Origin of the sequence: Desulfovibrio sp. DV (assembly GCF_001936595.1) — a bacterium.
Classification (GTDB): Bacteria; Desulfobacterota; Desulfovibrionia; order Desulfovibrionales; family Desulfovibrionaceae; genus Solidesulfovibrio.
Map to the genome: position 1 here is coordinate 19219 of NZ_MLBG01000035.1, position 16782 is coordinate 36000.

Genomic DNA, 16782 nt, shown 5'->3' on the forward strand with positions numbered 1-16782 from the left:
GCCGCCGGAGGCACTCTTCCTCTTCTCTCTACACGCCCCCGGCTAGGAGCCTGACGCCTTGGGCGGCGGGGGCACGTACCCGTCGGGCAGGGGCGGGGCCGGTTCCACGATGGGCGGGGCGATGTTGCCCGACTGTTTGGGTGAGGTGGCTTTGGCTGCGCCGGCCGGGGCCACCTTGGCGGCAGCGCCGCCAAAGGCCTTGGCCGGGGCCACCCGGTCCACAGGCCGTTCCTCGGTCAGGCGCGGCTCGGTCACGCCGGCAGCGAACAACTCGCCTTCAAGTTCGGCCCGGTTGCCTTCCTTGACGGCATAGACCTTGTAGAAGGTCTTGTTGTTGAGCTTGCCCTGGTCCATCCGGGTGGAAAATCCCCGGCCCTCCAAGGTGGTCATGAGTTCGCCAGCTTTTTCACTGTGGGCAAAGGAGCCGACCATGAAGGTAAACGTGGCCCGATCCGATGGTGCGCCGGCCGGTTCAGGCGTCGGCGCGGCGGCCGCTCCCGGCTGGGCCGCCTGAGGCGTTGCCATGGCTGCGCCCTGGCCGGCCCCGGGCATGGGCGCCGTCCCGGATGCCGGGGCCGCCGGGGCTCCCGTCTCCGGGTTTTGCCCGTCTGGGGCACCGGGTTTGAAGGGCTTGGGCGCGAACCTGGCATCGGTTACCGGCGGGACCGGTTCCACCACGGGCGGCGCAATGGTCCGCGAGCCCCCGCCCTGGGGCGAGGCCACGGGAGGTGGCGGCGGCGTGTACGGGGCCGACGCGACAGGCGGGGCCGGCATCGGCTCCGGGGCGTAGGGCGCAGGCGGGGCCTGTCTGGGCGCAACCGGCGGGGCCGGGGGGGGCGCAGACTGGCGCGACCAACCCGTGTCGCTTGGCGATTCAGGGGCCGGATGGCCCAGAATCTCCTTTTCAAAATCCTTGTTGGCAGCACAGCCGGACAAGCATACGGCCAGTACGGCCGAAACGGCAATAAAACGACGCTTCAAGAACGCCTCCTCCCTGTCGCAAGTGGCGTGGGTCCGGCTCAGCCGAGGCCCACGAGCCGGCTCAAGGTTTCCTTGGCGGCGTGAAAATGCACCATGGCAGCGGCCAGTGCGTCCGGCGCGTTGTTGCGGGCGGCCTTCTCCACGGCGGCAGCAGCCCGGCTGAGGGCCAGCGCGCCAATGGAGGCAGCGGAACTTTTGATGGTGTGGGCCTGCAGGATCACACTGGCCAGATCGCCAGCCTCGTAGGCCTCGTCAAGGAGCGTGCGCCGTTTGGCCACTTCATGCCAGATACAATCGAAAATCCGCCTGAAACCGTCCGGATCAATACCCATATGCAACCGTGCACCTTCCGGATCGAAGGTCGCCGGCCACCCGGTCCCGGTTACCCGATGCTCCTCGTCGGCGTCAGCCGCCGCCCCCCCGCATGGGAACAACCCTTTCATGGAACCTCCATGGGAAACACCCCCGCGTTTCCCCGGGCCTGCCACTCGTGCCCTGTCGATGCAATCAGTCCAGAAAGACCACTTCCGTACCGACGTCAATCATTTTGGCCATGTCCTTGCCTTCGTCGTTGCGCATCCGGATGCAGCCGCTGGTGACGGGCCGGCCGATGGAATTGGGATTATTGTTGCCGTGAATACGGAATCCGTAGCCATGGGACAGGATGATCTTAAACGGTCCCATGGGGTTGTCCTTGACGCCCGGTCCCACATATTCCGGCAGCGGTTTGCCCTTTTTAAGCGCCCGCTCCTTCATGGCCGGGGTCGGCCGCCAGGATGGCTCGAAATTGATCCCCGTCACCACGCCCCAGCCCTGGGGTGCTTCCATGTCCCGCCCCGGCACGGCCACGACATACAGACGCACCAGCTGCCGCGAGCCATCAGGGAGATTCTCGTAGAGATAGAGCTTGCGCTGCGACATGTGGACTTCGATGGCATAGCGGTTTTTGCGGGCATTGTACGCCGCTGCGTCTTCCGGGGCCACGGACGTGCCGGCCCCGCCTGTCGGGGCCAGGGTGGCCAGGAAACGGTCCAGTCCGCCGCCGTCGGCAACCGGCACATAGGCCGACAGGGCCGGGGGCGGTGCGAGTTTGCCCGGGGCTTCCCGGGGGGCGGCAGCAGGCAACGCGGGGGGTTTGGCGGCAACAGCCTTGGCCGGAGCGCTTCCCGGCCGCACCACGCCGGGATCAATGCGCGCGGCATAGGCCGGCATGGGCGCGATGTCGTCAAAACCGGTCAGAAAACCGCCGTGGACATAGCCGGACACCCCGTCAGCCAGGGTCACGGCCACATACTCTCCCTGGCGTCCGGTCACGGTCACGGCCTCGCCGGCCCGAAGGGCCCGGATCATGGGCGCTGCGCCATCCGGCTCCCGCCGCAGCATAAGCCCCTGCAGGCGCACCGCTTCCGTCCGCTGAGCCGCCGCGTTGCCGGACGCGGCAAAAAGCACTCCCAGCACCAGTACCGATAAAACCCATCCCCGCATTGCTCCCATCCCTCCGAGGCACCTTGCCAACCTTTTCCGATCAGGCTTTGCCATACCAAAGTGCGTCCCGATACGCCAACCCCCACGTTGGGCAGGCCGCACTCAGGCTGTCTTGTAACGCACCAGCGGCCGCCGGCGCCCGGTTTGCCGGGCATAGGCCACATCCGGCCAGCCCAAGGCGACCACGGCATACACCGATTCCCCGCGCGGCACACCCGCCGCTGTCTTGACCCGCCGGTCATGGCGCATGGCCTCCACGGCGTAGCCGATCAAACAGCTTCCCAGCCCCAGGCAGTGGGCGGCAAGCAGCATGTTTCCGGCCGCCAGCAGGGCGTCTTCGGCCGGGCAGCTCGCCCCGGGCTGCGCACCGATGATCACGACGGCCGTGGCCCCGTGAAAGAGGCGGTCCGTGCGATCACGTTCCCAATCAACCAGAGCGGCGGCCACCGAGGCATAATACTCGCGGTAATACTGCTCCAGTTCCGGGCGGCCGATCAGGCTGTAGACCCGGCGAAAAAGCGCATTGGCGGCAAGCTTGTTGAGCCGTGCGAAAAAACCGGCCACGGCCTGCCCAAGTTCCAGCACCGCCGCCCGCGACGTCAGCACCGTAAAGGTCCAGGCCTGGGAATTGGTGCCGGACGGTGCGGTCACCGCCGCCCGTACCAGATCCTCAAGGACCGGTCCGGGCACGGCCCGGTCCGTAAAGCGCCGGCAGGAACGCCGCGACCGGAGCAGATCGACAAGTTGCCCGGCCGGGAATGCTCCCGGGGCGATCACCTCGCCCGTCGGTTCGATCACGGCATAGGCCCCGGCCCAGGGATCGGCATCGGCCAGGGAAACCGCCCCGGCCGGGCACACGGCCTGGCAATGCCCGCAACCGATGCAGCGCGCGGCAACCACCCGGGCCAGCCCGTTTGACAGGGCCAAAACTCCTGACGGACACACTGAAACACACTCGCCGCAACCGACGCAGATGCTCGCGTCGATGCCAGGCACCCCCTCCCGCATACCCCGTACTCCCCTTTCCCGTCTCGCTACTTTTTACCGATGCTTCGGCCCGACGCCCCGGCCACCCCGCTGGCCCCCTCTCCGCCGGCCCGGCCCAGACGCCGCGCCGCAACGAACCAGCGCTCATAATCCGTGCCGGACAAACGGTCCACGCCAACGCCCCCGCGCCTGGGGCTTGAGTGAAGCATCCGGCCGCTGCCCAGATAGATGCCGACATGGCTGATGCCCACCTCCCGATTGGTGGCGAAAAAAAGCAGATCCCCGGGAGCCAGCTCGGCGGCGGACACCGGCGCGCCAAGGCCGGCCTGCAACCGGCTTTGGCGGGGCAGATTGCAGCCGAAGCCGGCATAGACGGCCCGGGTCAGGCCGGAGCAGTCAATGCCGGCTGCCGTGTCGCCGCCCAGACGATACGGAGCGCCCATATACGGCGCGGCCATGCGCATGATCCGCTCGCCGGCTTCGGACAGCGGTCCCAGGTCCACGGGCATGGCCCGGGCCAGGGGCGGGCCACCCAGGGCGTCTTGTTCCCGAAGGGCCCGCATAAGGGCCTCGTGTTCGGCCTTGCCCTCAAAAAGGGGCTTGTAGTGCTCGTTGATCTTGGTGGGGCTGGTGTGGAGCATCCCCAGACTGTCCTCATAGCCGTACACGGTCCGGGCTTGTCCCGGCCCGGCGGCCAGGACGGTCAGGGCACAGGCCATAAGCCCGGCAACGGCGCACCGGCGCACCCGGCAGGCAAAAACGGGCCGGGCGCGCATCAGACCCCGCCGTAGACGATGCGCCGACCGTCGTCGATGCGCACGGTTTTGACGCATTCGCGTCGAAAAGCGCACAGTTCCTGACCGCAACGGTCGTGGACGCCCCAGGCGAAACACGGGGAAAAGCCCTCGCGTTTCTGGATGGCCCGCACGGCGTCGATGGTGGTCAGGCCCGAGACGTCCAGGCCCAATTCGCGGGCCTTGGTCTTGAGTTCCCGCACATCGAGCCCCATGGGCCCGTAAAAGGCTTCGCGGCCAAGGCCGGCCTCAGGGGTGTCGAAAAGACGAACGGCCACTGTCGTGCCGCCGTCTTCGTTCCCGCGCAGATCGATCTCGCCGTTGTGTTCGAGCACGGCCTTGCGGGCCAGACTGAGACCGATGCCCGCCCCCCGGGCCTTGGTGGTGAAAAAGGGGTCGAAAACAAAGGCCCGCAACTCGCTTCGCACGCCGGGTCCGTTGTCGGCAATGGTGAGCTGGCAGGCGTCGTCGCGCCGGGAGAGGCCAACGGCGAGGGTCACGGCTTCCCGTCCGGCAAACTCCACCGCATTGAGCAGTATTTCATCAAAGGCCTGTCCAAGCAGGGATTCGTCAGCCACGATTTCCACGTCTTCAAGGGACAGCCGGCAGTCCACCCGCTTGTGCAGCCCGGCCGCCGTTTCCGTTGCCCGAGCCACCGCTTCCTCGACCATCCGGCCAAGGTGCACGGCGGTAAAGCGCGGCTGGGCCAGGGAAGCCAGGCGCACCACAGCGCCGACGAGATCTTCCAGCCGCCGGGCCTCCTGAAAAATAATATCCGGGTGATCCGTGGAAAGATGCCGTTCCTTGTGTTCGCGCAACAGCTTTAAGGCAAAGCCGCCGATGGCCGCTGCCGGATTGCGAATCTGGTGGGCCACGGACAGGGCAAGGTTGTTGAGGCTCTCGATCATGTCGTGCTGGAGACGGTTTTTCTCGCGAAGCGCGGCCGTCTCGCGTTCCCGGCTCCGGTACAGGGCCGTGACGTCGTCGAAAAGAAGGGTCACCCCGACCGGCCTGTCATCGATGCGCGGGCAGCAGGCGGTCATGGAAAACCGCCGCATCTCGCCGTCCGGGCGCTGGTAATCAGCCAGACAGTGGCGGAAAGGCCGATCCCGTTCCACGGCTTCGATCAAATTGCGATTAAACGATTCGTTGACCGGCCCGGCCTGCAGGAGCGTGCGCCAATCGCACCCGTCCAGGGCTTCCGGGGGAAGGCCGAGCAGTTGCACAGCCGACGGGCTGGCGGCAATGATGGTGCCTCGCGGGCCGATGACGAGCAGCCCTACGGGAATGGTCTTGATGACGTTTTGGACGAGTATCTGTCTGACGCTTGGCATGGCGCGGTCCCGGCCTGCACGGATATCGTCCCTTGTTAGGCCCGCATCGGCCCGAAGACAAGCCCCGGGCCGATGCATAAGGTTTATTGGCTACGGGGTGTTGGCCGCTTTGCCGGCCTTGGCCGCAACCCCGACGAATTCCTCAAGAATTTCAATAGGGACGGCACCTCTGACCGGTGCTCCGTTCACCAGGAAAACCGGCGTTCCCTCGAACCCGAAATCCCGGGCTTCCTTGGTATCCGCCGCCACCCGGTCGGCCAGATCCTTGCGCTTCAGGTCCTCGGCCAGCTTTTTGGCATCAGCCCCGACTTCCTTGGCAATGGCGTCGAGGACTTCGTCGCCCTTTTCCGACACGTCTTTTTGCCGGGCAAAGACCCCGTCCATGAACGCCCAGGCCTTTTTGGGGTCCTGTAGGTTTATGGCTTCGAAATACAACGCGGCCCGGATGCTGTTTTTGCCGGTGGCAAAATGCTTAAAGACCAATCGGGTGTCTTCCGGGTGGTTCTCGATCAAGGTCTTGACCGTACCCGAAGCCTGTCCGCAAAAATGGCACAGGAAATCGGAATACTCCACAATGGTTACAGGGGCGTTTTGCGGTCCAAGCGAGGCCCGGCCGGCTTCCAGGACCGGGGTCAACGGTTTGGCCAGGGATTGGGCGAAACGAACCCGTTCAAGTTCCTTCTGGCGTGCCCGGGCAGTGGTTTCGATCACTTCCAGCACGGCCGGGCCCTGCTGCCGGATCGCCTCAAGCACTATTTCAGGATGGTCCCGCAACACCTTGCGAACCCGCTCAACATCATCTTCAGCCTTGGCCGGCTGCGCCATCGTGCAGACCAGCGCTGCCGCGACAAGCCAACTCCATTTGCCCATGCTTCCTCCGATACCCGCCACAACGGCGTTTTGATATGGCCGCTTCATAAACCCTTTCCCCCGGGCTGTCATCAACCGGCCATCGACGAAACCGGCCATGGATGGTAGTCTTGCCCCATGGAATACCTGCTGGTCATGGCCGCCCTGGTTATCGGACTGCTGGCCTTTTGTCTGACCGGATCGCGCCAAGGCCCGGGCGGCACCTGACTGCCCGATGCCTGTCGCCGGAGGCGGCCGGAAACTGAAGCGTGCAAACCGGAGAAGCCCGAACAAATCTCCAAGCCTCCCCAGTAGGACCCGACCATGCCGCGATGCCCGACTCTGCCCAGCCGATGCGGCCTTTCCGGCCTGCTGGTCCTGTTTTTTTGCCTGCTCGCCACCGCCTGCCAGCGGCCGCCTGCCGACGACGCCGCCCGCCTGATCCGGGTCAATGAGCTGTATGCCGGCTACAAGCAGGATTTCCCGGATGCGCCGGAAATTTCCCCTGGTGCGGCGCTGTCCCTGCAGCACCAGGGCAAGGCCGTCTTTATCGACGCCCGCAGCGACGCGGAACGCGCCGTATCCACGCTGCCGGGAGCCCTCACCGTGGAACAGTTTACCAATGATCCCGGCCGTTTTGCCGGCAAGACCGTGGTGGCCTACTGCACCATCGGCTATCGCAGCGGGCTGCTTGCCCAGAAACTCAGCCGGCAAGGCATCCCCGTGGCCAATCTGGCCGCCGGACTGCTTGGCTGGCTCCATGCCGGGGGCACCCTGGTCGACGCCAAAGGCGCGCCAACCAAGCAGGTGCATGTCTACGGCCGTACCTGGGATCTGGCCCCCCTGGGCTACTCTGCCGTGTGGTGAGACGGCCGGCCATAGTAGCGCCTGTAATACCGCCGGCCGGTTGGATCGGCCAGCCCCAGACGCCGGGCGGCCAGATAGGCCAGAAAGAGCCGCACCACCCCGGCGGCCTTGCCGCCAAAACCCGGGCCGGCCCAGCGCCGCCCGGACACCACGATGCCGCCCCCAAGACTGATCGTCTCCCCGATGCTGCGAAGCCGCAGGGAGAGCTCCACATCTTCCATGAGCGCCATATCCGGAAATCCGCCGGCGGCAGACAAAGCCTCGCGCCGAAAAAACTGTCCCTGGTCGCCAAAGCCGATGCCGGTAGCCAAAGCGCGCAGCGCATTGAGCCCGGTGAGCAGGGTCAGTCCCCGGCCCGAGGCGTCAAACCGCATCCCGACCACGCCGCCGGCCACCTCGGGCCAACTATTGAGCGCCCGGACGATGCGGGCCGGCACATCCGGGTCAAGGACGGCGTCGGCATGAAGCACCAGCACGGCATCAGTCCGGCAGTCGCGAAGGGCCGTCGCAATCTGCCCGCCCCGGCCGCCGCCCGACACAACCACCCGGGCGCCGTACAGGCTGGCCAGGGCCACGGTCCGGTCGCCTGAGCCGCCGTCGGCCACCACCACATCGGCAACCCCTGTCTGCCTCAGGGACCCGAGGCAGCGGCCAATGACGGCCTGTTCGTTTCGGGTCGGCACAATAACCGAAAGCGTGCGTACAGGCCCGAAGGCGGTTCGCCGGGCAACAAAGGCCGGCCGGCGAAGCCTCCAGGCCAACAGCCACAGAAACGGCAGCCAGGCGGCGGCCAGGGCCGCCCCTTCCCCGCCAAGGCCGGACCCGCGCAACCAAGCCGGCGCGGTGACCAAACCCTGGGCGGCCAGCAGCCACAACACCGGCCAGCCGGGACGCAGCACCCAAAACGGCACGACAACCAGGAAATACCAGGGATAGACCGTCGGCAGACAGGCAAGCACCGTGAGCATGGCCCAAAGCCCGCCCCGAAGGGGGTCTGCCACAGCCAGCCAGCCCACAGCCAGGACAGCCGCGCCAACAGCCAGGGACACGGCCGGGGCCGCCCCGCCCAGGACCGGCTGGAAAAGGGCCGCCACCGGCCCGCCATGGGACACAAAACCGGCGAAAACGGCCAGGGAACGAAATACGCCCCAGCCAGCCTCGCGGTAGGGCCAGAAGCAGGCCAGGGGCAGGAGGCACCACAGCGACTTGGACAAGTTCCCTGGCCGCAGAAAAAACGCGATGAGCACCAGGGCCGGATATTTGACCATACCGGCTGCACCCAGCCAGAAAAAGCCCCAGCCGTCGCGGCGGCCGTCAAAAGCGGCCAGGGCCAAAACCACAGCCAGGGCCACCAGGGCATCGAGATGGCCCTCGCCCGCCCCCATGGCCAGGGTCAGGGGACTTAACGCAAAAAAAGCCAGCCAGGCCGGCGGCAGGCGACGGGCGGCCAAAACCCGGGCCAGGACCAGGCAGGCGGCCAGATCGGCCAGCAGGGCCAGGGCCTTGAAAGCGGCCGGCGTGGGCGAGAGAGCGGCCGTAAACCGGCAGACCAGTTCGGCCAGAGGCGGGTAAGCCGCCGAAAGCTCGGGATGGTTGACCCGGGCAAGGCGCTTTTGGCCGGCCTCGGAGAGCAGGGACGGCACAGCCGCATCCCCAGGGGCGAGCCGGTAGGGGTTGGCGCCGGCGGATTGCATGTCACCTTCGACGATGTAGCGGTTGACGTCGGAATCGGCCGACCAGGCCCAGCCAAAAAGCAGTCTGACGAACACGGCCAGGGCCAGGATGCCCGCCGTGGTCCCCCGCCTGGTCCGGTCGGCCGGAAAACGCCGCACGCTCCAGGCCAGGGCGGCAAACGAGGCCAGAAAAAAAACGCAAAAAACCAGCCGGCCGGCCTCGTACCGACCGCACAGGGCCAGCCCTGCCAAGACGGCCGTAAGGACCGCGAACCGCCAGAAATCCATCACCGTGTTCGGTGCGATTGCACCTCGCAGACCAGGGTTGGATACAGATCGGGGGAAAGAGCCCGACCCGGGTGAGGCCTCGATCACGGCTGCACCGCCGCGTCCCCGGTTTCAGGAGTCCGGGTTGGCAGGGGCCGGTCGTTAAGGGACCAGTCATAGTCGGTAAAGACAAGACGCCGGTCGGTAACGGTATCCAGGCTCGCGGCCAGCTGCGGCCCGGCATAGCGGCGGAGAAAGGCAAAGACACCGTCGGTGCCGCCGAAATCCTCGCTGTACCAGTCAAAAATCCGGCTGACGTGGAGTCTGGCTTGCCGGACAAAAGTATTGGCCGGATTATTTATAAACGCCGCAGTCTGTGCCTCAAGCTGCACATCGAGGTCCACGCCCCTGTACGGTTGTGCAGCCAGCGGCGGACAGCTGCGTGAAGCGCAATTCAGGGCAAAATGCACCCGGGGATCTGGAAAATTGCGGCGTAAAATACCGTGTTCAATGTCATCAAGACTGACGACACCGCCATGGAGGCGTACAAATTTTCGTTTCCAGGGAGAACGAATGAAGCTGTCGGCTTCTTTTATAGAACGGATACCAGGCCAATGTTCGAGGATGAGTTGTATCGTCCATATATTATAAGCATTAATATAATATGCCTTCCTATCAGCCTCATGCAAACCGACCGGATCAATGGCAGCCATACTGTCCAAAGCAACCTGGACCTGTTTTTCCTGTTCTTTCAAGCCGGAATAGTCCACGACGCCGTTTCGGACATGGGCGGCCAACAGTGCGCCGTAGGCATCCTGATACGACGGCTGGCCGCAAGCCTCGCCGGAAAATACGGCAAGCAGCAGCAAAATCGACAATTCCAACCACTGGCGCATACATCCCTCCCCGGGCCGGGGGTGTGTGCCCGAACACGGGCCATCAAAGCCGCACTACCGAAACTTCAATGCGGGGCTGCAGAAAACCAATTGAATTCCTTTCCAGATTATCACATACTCAGTCGAGAACAGTCGGTGTTTTTGAGCCGCTTGCCAACACAAAAAAATCGACCATCATGCTATGATAAAGCCCAGGCATTCCTACACCGGCTGGCTCACAACGCATTTTCGCATCACTTTCTTGCGTGGACTTCTCGTCGCCCTTTTCAGTCTTTCCCTGCCCTTTCCTTCATATTGTGAACCATCCCCGCGTTTCCAGCGCCTCTCCCTGGAGCAGGGCCTGTCGCAATCCTATGTCGTGTGCATGGCCCAGGACAAGCAGGGATTTCTCTGGATTGGCACCTATGACGGCCTCAACCGGTATGACGGAACCCGGGTGACGGTCTATCGCAACCAGCCCGGCAACCCCGCCTCGCTGCCGGACAACAGCATCCGCACCCTCTACGTTGATCCCGAAACCGGGACACTGCTTGTCGGTACGAAAAACGGCGGCATGGCTGCCTACGACCGCGCTTCCGACACGTTTCACCCCTTCCCTGTGGCCAATCCCTATCCAGGCGGCGACGAGGACAAGGAAATCCGGGCCATTGCCCGCGATGCCAGCGGGCAGCTGTGGGTGGGGGGTGAAAGCGGCCTGGCTCGGTTGAACCCGATCGCCGACACCGCCACTGCCGTGGTTTTGTCCAATGCCAACGGCCAGCCGGACCGGAGCCGGATCATGGCCGTCCGCCCCCGGGCGCAAGGCGGCGTTTTCGCGGCCACCAGCCGCGGCGTCTATGCCGTTGCCGACGCCCTGGCGCCAGCCATGCCCCTGCTCCCCGGCTCCCTGGGCAACCTGCCGGCCGATGTCCGCATAAACGGTCTGGACTGCGACGGCCCGAACACCTTGTGGGTGCTGACCGAAATCCACGGGGCCTATCGCTTCGACCTCGCGACCGGCCATGTGGACCATTACCTGCCCGGATACGCCACCTGGTTTGCCTTCCGTGATTCCAGGGGCGAGCTGTCTATCGGCACCAACCGGGGGCTGGCCCGGATGCGCCCGGCCGCCGACCGTCCCGGAGGCTACGAGGCGGTCATGGCCGTCAACAACCCGCTTGACCCGGAAAGCCTGCCCCAGGACGAGATCATGAGCGTGGTGGAGGACGCCGGGGGCTTGCTGTGGTTTGGCACCTATTCCGGCGGCGTGGGCAAGTACAATCCCGCCTACCAGGCTTTTGTGCCCTATCGCAGCGGCCCGGGGCAGCCCGGCGCCCTGTCCGGCAACGCCGTCAGCGCGGTCGCCCTGGAAACTGCCGACAGTCTGTGGGTCGGCACCCGCTATAGTGGCCTTAACCACGTCAACCGCCGCACCGGCCAGGTCACTGTCTTTCGTGCCGATCCATCCAACCCCGACAGCCTCGCCGATGACGGCATCAACTGCCTCTATTTCGACCGCAAAGGCCGGCTGTGGATCGGAGCCACGGACAAGGGCCTGGACCGCTATGTTCCCGAAAGCGGCAAGTTTGTGCATTTCCGGCATGATCCCGACGATCCGGACAGCATCAGCCAAAACAAAATCTGGTGGATTGCCGAGGACGCGGACGGCGTGCTGTGGCTCGGCACCAGTTCCGGGGGGCTGGTGCGCTTTGACCCGGAAACGGGCAAGGCCAAAACCTATCGCCACAACCCCGACGATCCAGGCAGCTTAAGCCACAACCGCGTGCGCCACATCACCCCGGCCCCGGGCGGCATCCTGTGGATCGGCACCAACGCCGGGCTTAACCGTTTCGACGTCAAGACCCAGACCTTTACCCACTGGGAGCACATCCCCGGATCAGAGCAATCGCTGTCCAACAACCGCGTCACCCCCATCCTGCTCGATCCGTCGGGAGAGTTGTGGATCGGCACGGACGCGGGACTCAACCATTTTGATCCGCTAACCGGCACGTTTACGCGCCTGACCATTGACGACGGCCTTGGCAACGACGGCATCCAGGGTATTTTGCGGGACAGCGACGGCAATCTCTGGTGCAGCACCTTTCGCGGACTTTTCCGCTATACGCCGGCCACCGGGGAAATCCGTAATTTCACCGACCGCGACGGCCTCACCGGCCTGGAATTCTGGATGAACGCCTTTGCCCAGGGCCCGACCGGCGAAATGTTCTTTGGCGGCACAAACGGGCTGACCGCCTTTTTCCCGGACCGGATCCGGCCCAATCCCCATGTCCCGCCCGTGGTCATCACCGGAATCTCGGTCCGCAACAAGCCCTACCACGGTGCCGGCAATCCGGCCGTGGCCAGCCGACTCGATCTGCTCCATAAAGACAACAACCTGGAATTCACCTTCGCCGCCCTGGACTTTGCCGATCCCTCGCGCAACCGCTTCACCCACAAGCTTGAAGGATTCGACGCCGATTTTTCGCCGCCTTCTTCCGGCAACACCGCCACCTACACCAATCTCGATCCCGGAATGTATCGGCTGCGGGTGCGGGCATCCAACAACGACGGCCTTTGGAACGACCCAGGAGTCAGTCTGGCCATCACAATTTCGCCGCCGTTTTGGGGCACATGGTGGTTCCGCTCCCTGATCGCCCTGGCCGCTGTGGCGCTGCTCAACCAGGGCCACCGCTGGCGCGTGGCCGCCATGGAACGCCGCCGCCGCGAGCTTGAGGAAACCATCCGCCGCCGCACCGCTGATCTGGAAAACGAGATAGAGGAGCGCAAAGCCGCCGAAGAAGCCCTGCACCGCAGCCGCATGAGCTTTTCCGCCATTTTCCAGTTTTCGCCCCTGGCCGTCACTATCAGCGAGGAAGAATCCGCCCGGATGCTACGCGTCAACGAAGCATTCACCCAATTGACGGGCATCCCTGCCGAACAGACCCTGGGCCGCACCTCTCTGGAACTGGGGTTCTGGGAACGCTTCGAGGCCCGCGACGACCTCGTGCTCGAACTGCAGGTGGCCGAATCCATCATCAACCGGGAACTGGCCTTTCGCCATGCCGACGGCCGGCGCATCATCGGTCTGTGTTCGTGCGTGATCATCGACGCCTTTGACAAGCGTTGCCTGCTCATGCTCATCGCCGACATCACCGACCGCAAGGCCCTGGAAGTCGAACTCAGGGCCGCCCGGGAGCGGGCCGAACAGGGCAACCGGGCCAAGTCAGACTTCCTGGCCAACATGAGCCACGAAATCCGCACCCCCATGAACGCCATCATGGGCATGGCCGAACTGCTGGCCGGGACATCGCTTACCCCCCGCCAAAAGCGCTATGTGGACATTTTCCAGCACTCGGGCCTGATCCTTATGCGCATTATCAACGACATTCTCGACCTGTCCAAGCTCGAGGCCGGGAAACTGACCCTGATGCCCGAACCATTCAACCTGCCCGAAGCCCTGTTTCAGACCTGCGCCGTCTTTACCCCCCAGGCCGAAGAGAAGGGCCTGCCTCTGTACTGCGAACTCGATCCGGCTCTGCCCCAGAGCTGCCTGGGCGACTCGATCCGGCTGACCCAGATTGTGGCCAACCTGCTGGCCAATGCCTGCAAGTTCACCCATGAGGGCGAGATCCGGCTGACGGCCTCCGCAGTTTCCCTGAATGAAGACACCTTCCTGTTGCGGGTCGTTTGCCGGGATACGGGCATCGGCATCGCCCCCCAGGACCTTGAACGGGTGTGCGAGAACTTTTTTCAGGCCGGTGTGGACCAGCGGCGCGGCACCGGTTTGGGGCTGGCCATTGCCAAGCGGCTGATCGAACTTATGCAGGGTGAACTGGCCATCCAAAGTGTGCTCGGACAGGGAACCGTGGCCACAGCCACAGTCCGGCTCGGTTATGCCACAGACAGCCTGACGCCTATGGCCGCCGTCCCGGCCCAGAACGCAGCCCAGTCAGGACTGGCAGACAACTTCGGCAAGCCATGGCGCGTGCTTATGGCCGACGATTCGATCGGCAACCGGCAGGTAGTCAGTCTTTTCCTGGAAAATGAGCCGGTTGTCCTGGAAGCAGTGGACAACGGCCTGGACGCCCTGGAACGCCTCAAAAAAGGCGGCATCGACATCGCGATCATGGACCATGTCATGCCGGTCATGGACGGCCTGAGCGCCACCCGGGCCATCCGCGCCCATGAACGCAGCAACGGCACGTCCCCGGTCCCCATCATCGGCATCACGGCCCGGGCCTTTCCCGAGGACGAAGCCGCCTGCCTGGATGCCGGCTGCTCGGCCTACTTAAGCAAACCCGTCCGCCGCGCCGCCCTGATCGCCACCATGAACCGGCTGCTTCGAAACCCGGGCTGATCCACCCGTGCGCCAATCTCTTGGCCGCACCCGGCCACGCGGTGTCAGTCCAGTTCGCGGCAAAGCGCCTCGCCCAGGCCGCCGGGGCGCATGGCCCGCCAGCCCGGCGACGGAGCCACCGTGCGATCGAGGGTCTTGCCGCCGACCCCGACCCAGGCCGCCTGCTGCCGGGAAATGCGCCGTGCGGCGCAGTCAACGGCCACCCGCTCCACCGCATAGGCCACGCCTTCGGTAAAGCCCTGCTCGGCCGCGATTTCAACCCCTTCGGCTTCATCAAAGACCCGCTTGATCCGCACCCTGACCACCTCGCCGGCAGTACGCACCGAATGGCGGTCATAGTAGAGGGCCACGGACTGGTCGTCATGGGCGGCCAGAAACCGCCAATCCGTGGCCAGGGCCGGACTGGCCGAGCCCAGCAGCAGGAGCAGGGCAAGAAAAGCGCGCATCAGAAGCCTCCAGGATGTTGGGCAGGAGAAGGTATGGCCTTCCTACCATCGGCCCGGCCGGTCCTCAAGATGCCAATTATCGGGCAAGCCCTTTGACGGACCGCCAAAAGGGCCTTATGAAGTCGCTGGGGAGTCGGACAGGCTATCGTCGCGGGCCGTATGGCCCGGGGAGGAAAGTCCGGGCTTCACAGGGCAGGACGCTGGATAACGTCCAGCGGGAGCGATCCCGGGAGAGCGCAACAGAAAACAAACCGCCCGCGCCCCTCAAGCGCAGGTAAGGGTGAAACGGTGGGGTAAGAGCCCACCAGTTGCCGTGGCGACACGGCAAGCTCGGCATGCCCCGTTCGAAGCAAGACCAAATAGGAGGGCGTTAAGGCTGGCCCGGCCGTGCCCTCGGGTAGGTTGCTTGAGGCCGCAGGCAACTGCGGTCCTAGAGGAATGATGGCCGCCCCGGAACTTCCGGGGAACAAAACCCGGCTTATCGGCCGACTCCCCTTTTTTTCCACGTAAACCAAAGGATGCCCTGTGTCCCTGTGGACCGTGCTGCTCGCCGCCGGCTCCGGCACCCGTCTGGCCGAAGCCTCGGGCGGCGTCAAAAAGCAGTTTTTATCCTGTGCCGGTCGACCGTTGTACTGGCAATCCCTGGCCGTGTTCGCCAAATCCCCGACCGTCGCCGGCTTGGTCGTCGTTTTTCCGCCGGACGACCTAGTACAGGCTGCCGCAGAACTGGCCGGACTCCTTGATCGCACCCACCCGGGCATCCCGGTCCTGACCGCTGCCGGCGGGACGCGCCGCCAGGATTCGGTGCGAAACGGCCTAGCCGCCCTGCCCCGTGAGGCCGATCAGGTGCTCATTCACGACGCGGCCCGGCCCTTTGTCGATGCCGGGCTGATTGGCCGCGTGGCCGACGCCCTGGCCGCCGGACACAAGGCCGTCATTCCGACCCTGCCCGTCACCGACACGGTCAAAGTCGTGGCCCAAGGGACCGTGGCAGCCACCTTGGCGCGCCACACCCTGGCCGCCGTGCAGACGCCACAAGGATTTGACAAAGCCCTGCTCCTGGCCGCCTTTGACCATGCCGGCGAGGACTTCACCGTCACCGACGACGCCAGTCTGGTCGAACACCTGGGCCAGCCCGTTTTCACTGTCCCCGGAGCGGCGCACAATATGAAGATCACCAATCCCGAAGACCTGCTCCGGCTGGAAGCCGCCTCGGCCCGCCCCCTGCCCGTCACCGGCTACGGCTATGACGTGCACCGCTACGCCGACCCGGCCCGGCCCGGCAAACAGCCGGCCAGGCAAATGAAACTCGGCGGCTTTCCCATCCTCGGCGCGCCCGACGTCCTGGCCCATTCCGATGGCGACGTGCTGCTCCATGCCCTGGTCGACGCGGTGCTGGGCTGCGTTTGCGGCGGCGACATCGGACGGCTTTTTCCGGACAGCAATCCCGATTTCGACAACATGGCCTCGGGCGTGTTTTTAAGCGAAGCCCTGATCCTGGCCAAAAGCCGGGGGCTGGCCATCACCCACGTCGATCTGACCATCATTGCCCAGATCCCCAAGATAAGCCCCCACGCCGAAGCCATCCGGGTCAACGTGGCGGCCCTGCTTGGCCTGGACAAATCCCACGTCAACCTCAAGGCCACCACCGAAGAGGGCCTGGGATTCACCGGCGAGAAAAAAGGCATCAAGGCCGTGGCCCTGGTCACCGGCTGGCGGCTGGAGCAATAATACGAAGAATGCAGGGGCGCTGCCCCTGCACCCCGCCGGGGGGATAATCCCCCCGGACCCCTTGGCTGGTGGGCTTTTTTCACCCCTGGCTCTCTTACCCCACCCCCCTTTACAAGTTTTTGGGGAAAGAGGGGGT

Annotated in this window: 13 protein-coding genes and 1 other RNA gene; 4 read left to right on the forward strand and 10 right to left on the reverse strand. The window is 64.9% G+C overall.

The features are described 5' to 3' along the window. Window positions 1-42 precede the first annotated feature (42 nt). From DVDV_RS09955 to DVDV_RS09990, 7 genes are all read right to left on the reverse strand, one after another. Window positions 43-981, reverse strand: coding sequence for an SPOR domain-containing protein (locus DVDV_RS09955; protein WP_075354523.1), 939 nt, complete (start codon window positions 979-981; stop codon window positions 43-45). Window positions 982-1019: 38 nt separating this feature from the next. Beyond that, window positions 1020-1424 (reverse strand): Hpt domain-containing protein, encoded by a 405-nt coding sequence (locus DVDV_RS09960; protein WP_075354524.1) that lies wholly within the window; start codon window positions 1422-1424, stop codon window positions 1020-1022. A gap of 64 nt (window positions 1425-1488) precedes the next feature. Continuing rightward, the gene (locus DVDV_RS21850) at window positions 1489-2466 is read right to left on the reverse strand and encodes a L,D-transpeptidase family protein (RefSeq protein WP_175577091.1); all 978 of its coding nucleotides are present in this window, start codon (window positions 2464-2466) and stop codon (window positions 1489-1491) included. Window positions 2467-2568: 102 nt separating this feature from the next. Next, window positions 2569-3474, reverse strand: a complete 906-nt coding sequence (locus DVDV_RS09975) for a nitroreductase family protein (RefSeq protein WP_075354525.1) — start codon at window positions 3472-3474, stop codon at window positions 2569-2571. Window positions 3475-3500: 26 nt separating this feature from the next. After that, complete coding sequence (locus DVDV_RS09980) at window positions 3501-4229, reverse strand: C40 family peptidase (protein WP_075354526.1); 729 nt, start codon at window positions 4227-4229, stop codon at window positions 3501-3503. Continuing rightward, window positions 4229-5581 carry a PAS domain-containing sensor histidine kinase gene (locus DVDV_RS09985; protein ID WP_075354527.1) on the reverse strand — a complete coding sequence of 451 codons (1353 nt, stop codon included), beginning with the start codon at window positions 5579-5581 and terminating at the stop codon, window positions 4229-4231. Before DVDV_RS09985 ends, DVDV_RS09980 begins: the two co-directional genes overlap by 1 nt. 90 nt (window positions 5582-5671) lie before the next feature. Further along, window positions 5672-6451, reverse strand: coding sequence for a thioredoxin domain-containing protein (locus tag DVDV_RS09990; protein ID WP_075354528.1), 780 nt, complete (start codon window positions 6449-6451; stop codon window positions 5672-5674). A 303-nt stretch (window positions 6452-6754) separates the two neighbouring features. On the opposite strand from DVDV_RS09990, the gene DVDV_RS09995 reads away from it, so the two are divergent. Then, entirely contained in the window at window positions 6755-7297 is a 543-nt protein-coding gene (locus DVDV_RS09995) for a rhodanese-like domain-containing protein (RefSeq protein WP_083634737.1), read from the forward strand. Here the strand turns inward: DVDV_RS09995 and DVDV_RS10000 are convergent. Next, window positions 7279-9258 (reverse strand): glycosyltransferase, encoded by a 1980-nt coding sequence (locus DVDV_RS10000; RefSeq protein ID WP_083634738.1) that lies wholly within the window; start codon window positions 9256-9258, stop codon window positions 7279-7281. The genes DVDV_RS09995 and DVDV_RS10000 overlap by 19 nt on opposite strands. 83 nt (window positions 9259-9341) lie before the next feature. Beyond that, complete coding sequence (locus DVDV_RS10005) at window positions 9342-10133, reverse strand: DUF547 domain-containing protein (RefSeq protein WP_075354529.1); 792 nt, start codon at window positions 10131-10133, stop codon at window positions 9342-9344. Window positions 10134-10374: 241 nt separating this feature from the next. Between DVDV_RS10005 and DVDV_RS10010 the strand changes: the two genes are divergently transcribed. After that, the gene (locus DVDV_RS10010) at window positions 10375-14469 is read left to right on the forward strand and encodes a two-component regulator propeller domain-containing protein (RefSeq protein ID WP_254845336.1); all 4095 of its coding nucleotides are present in this window, start codon (window positions 10375-10377) and stop codon (window positions 14467-14469) included. Between the two features lie 44 nt (window positions 14470-14513). Here the strand turns inward: DVDV_RS10010 and DVDV_RS10015 are convergent, their stop codons facing one another. Further along, window positions 14514-14915 carry a surface-adhesin E family protein gene (locus tag DVDV_RS10015; protein WP_254845337.1) on the reverse strand — a complete coding sequence of 134 codons (402 nt, stop codon included), beginning with the start codon at window positions 14913-14915 and terminating at the stop codon, window positions 14514-14516. Window positions 14916-15044: 129 nt separating this feature from the next. On the opposite strand from DVDV_RS10015, the gene rnpB reads away from it, so the two are divergent. Both rnpB and ispD read left to right on the forward strand, forming a co-directional pair. Then, window positions 15045-15412: RNase P RNA component class A (gene rnpB / locus DVDV_RS10020), an RNA gene on the forward strand. Window positions 15413-15440: 28 nt separating this feature from the next. Beyond that, on the forward strand, window positions 15441-16646 hold the full coding sequence (gene ispD, locus DVDV_RS10025) for a 2-C-methyl-D-erythritol 4-phosphate cytidylyltransferase (protein ID WP_075354532.1): 1206 nt from the start codon (window positions 15441-15443) through the stop codon (window positions 16644-16646). The last annotated feature ends 136 nt before the right edge of the window (window positions 16647-16782 follow it).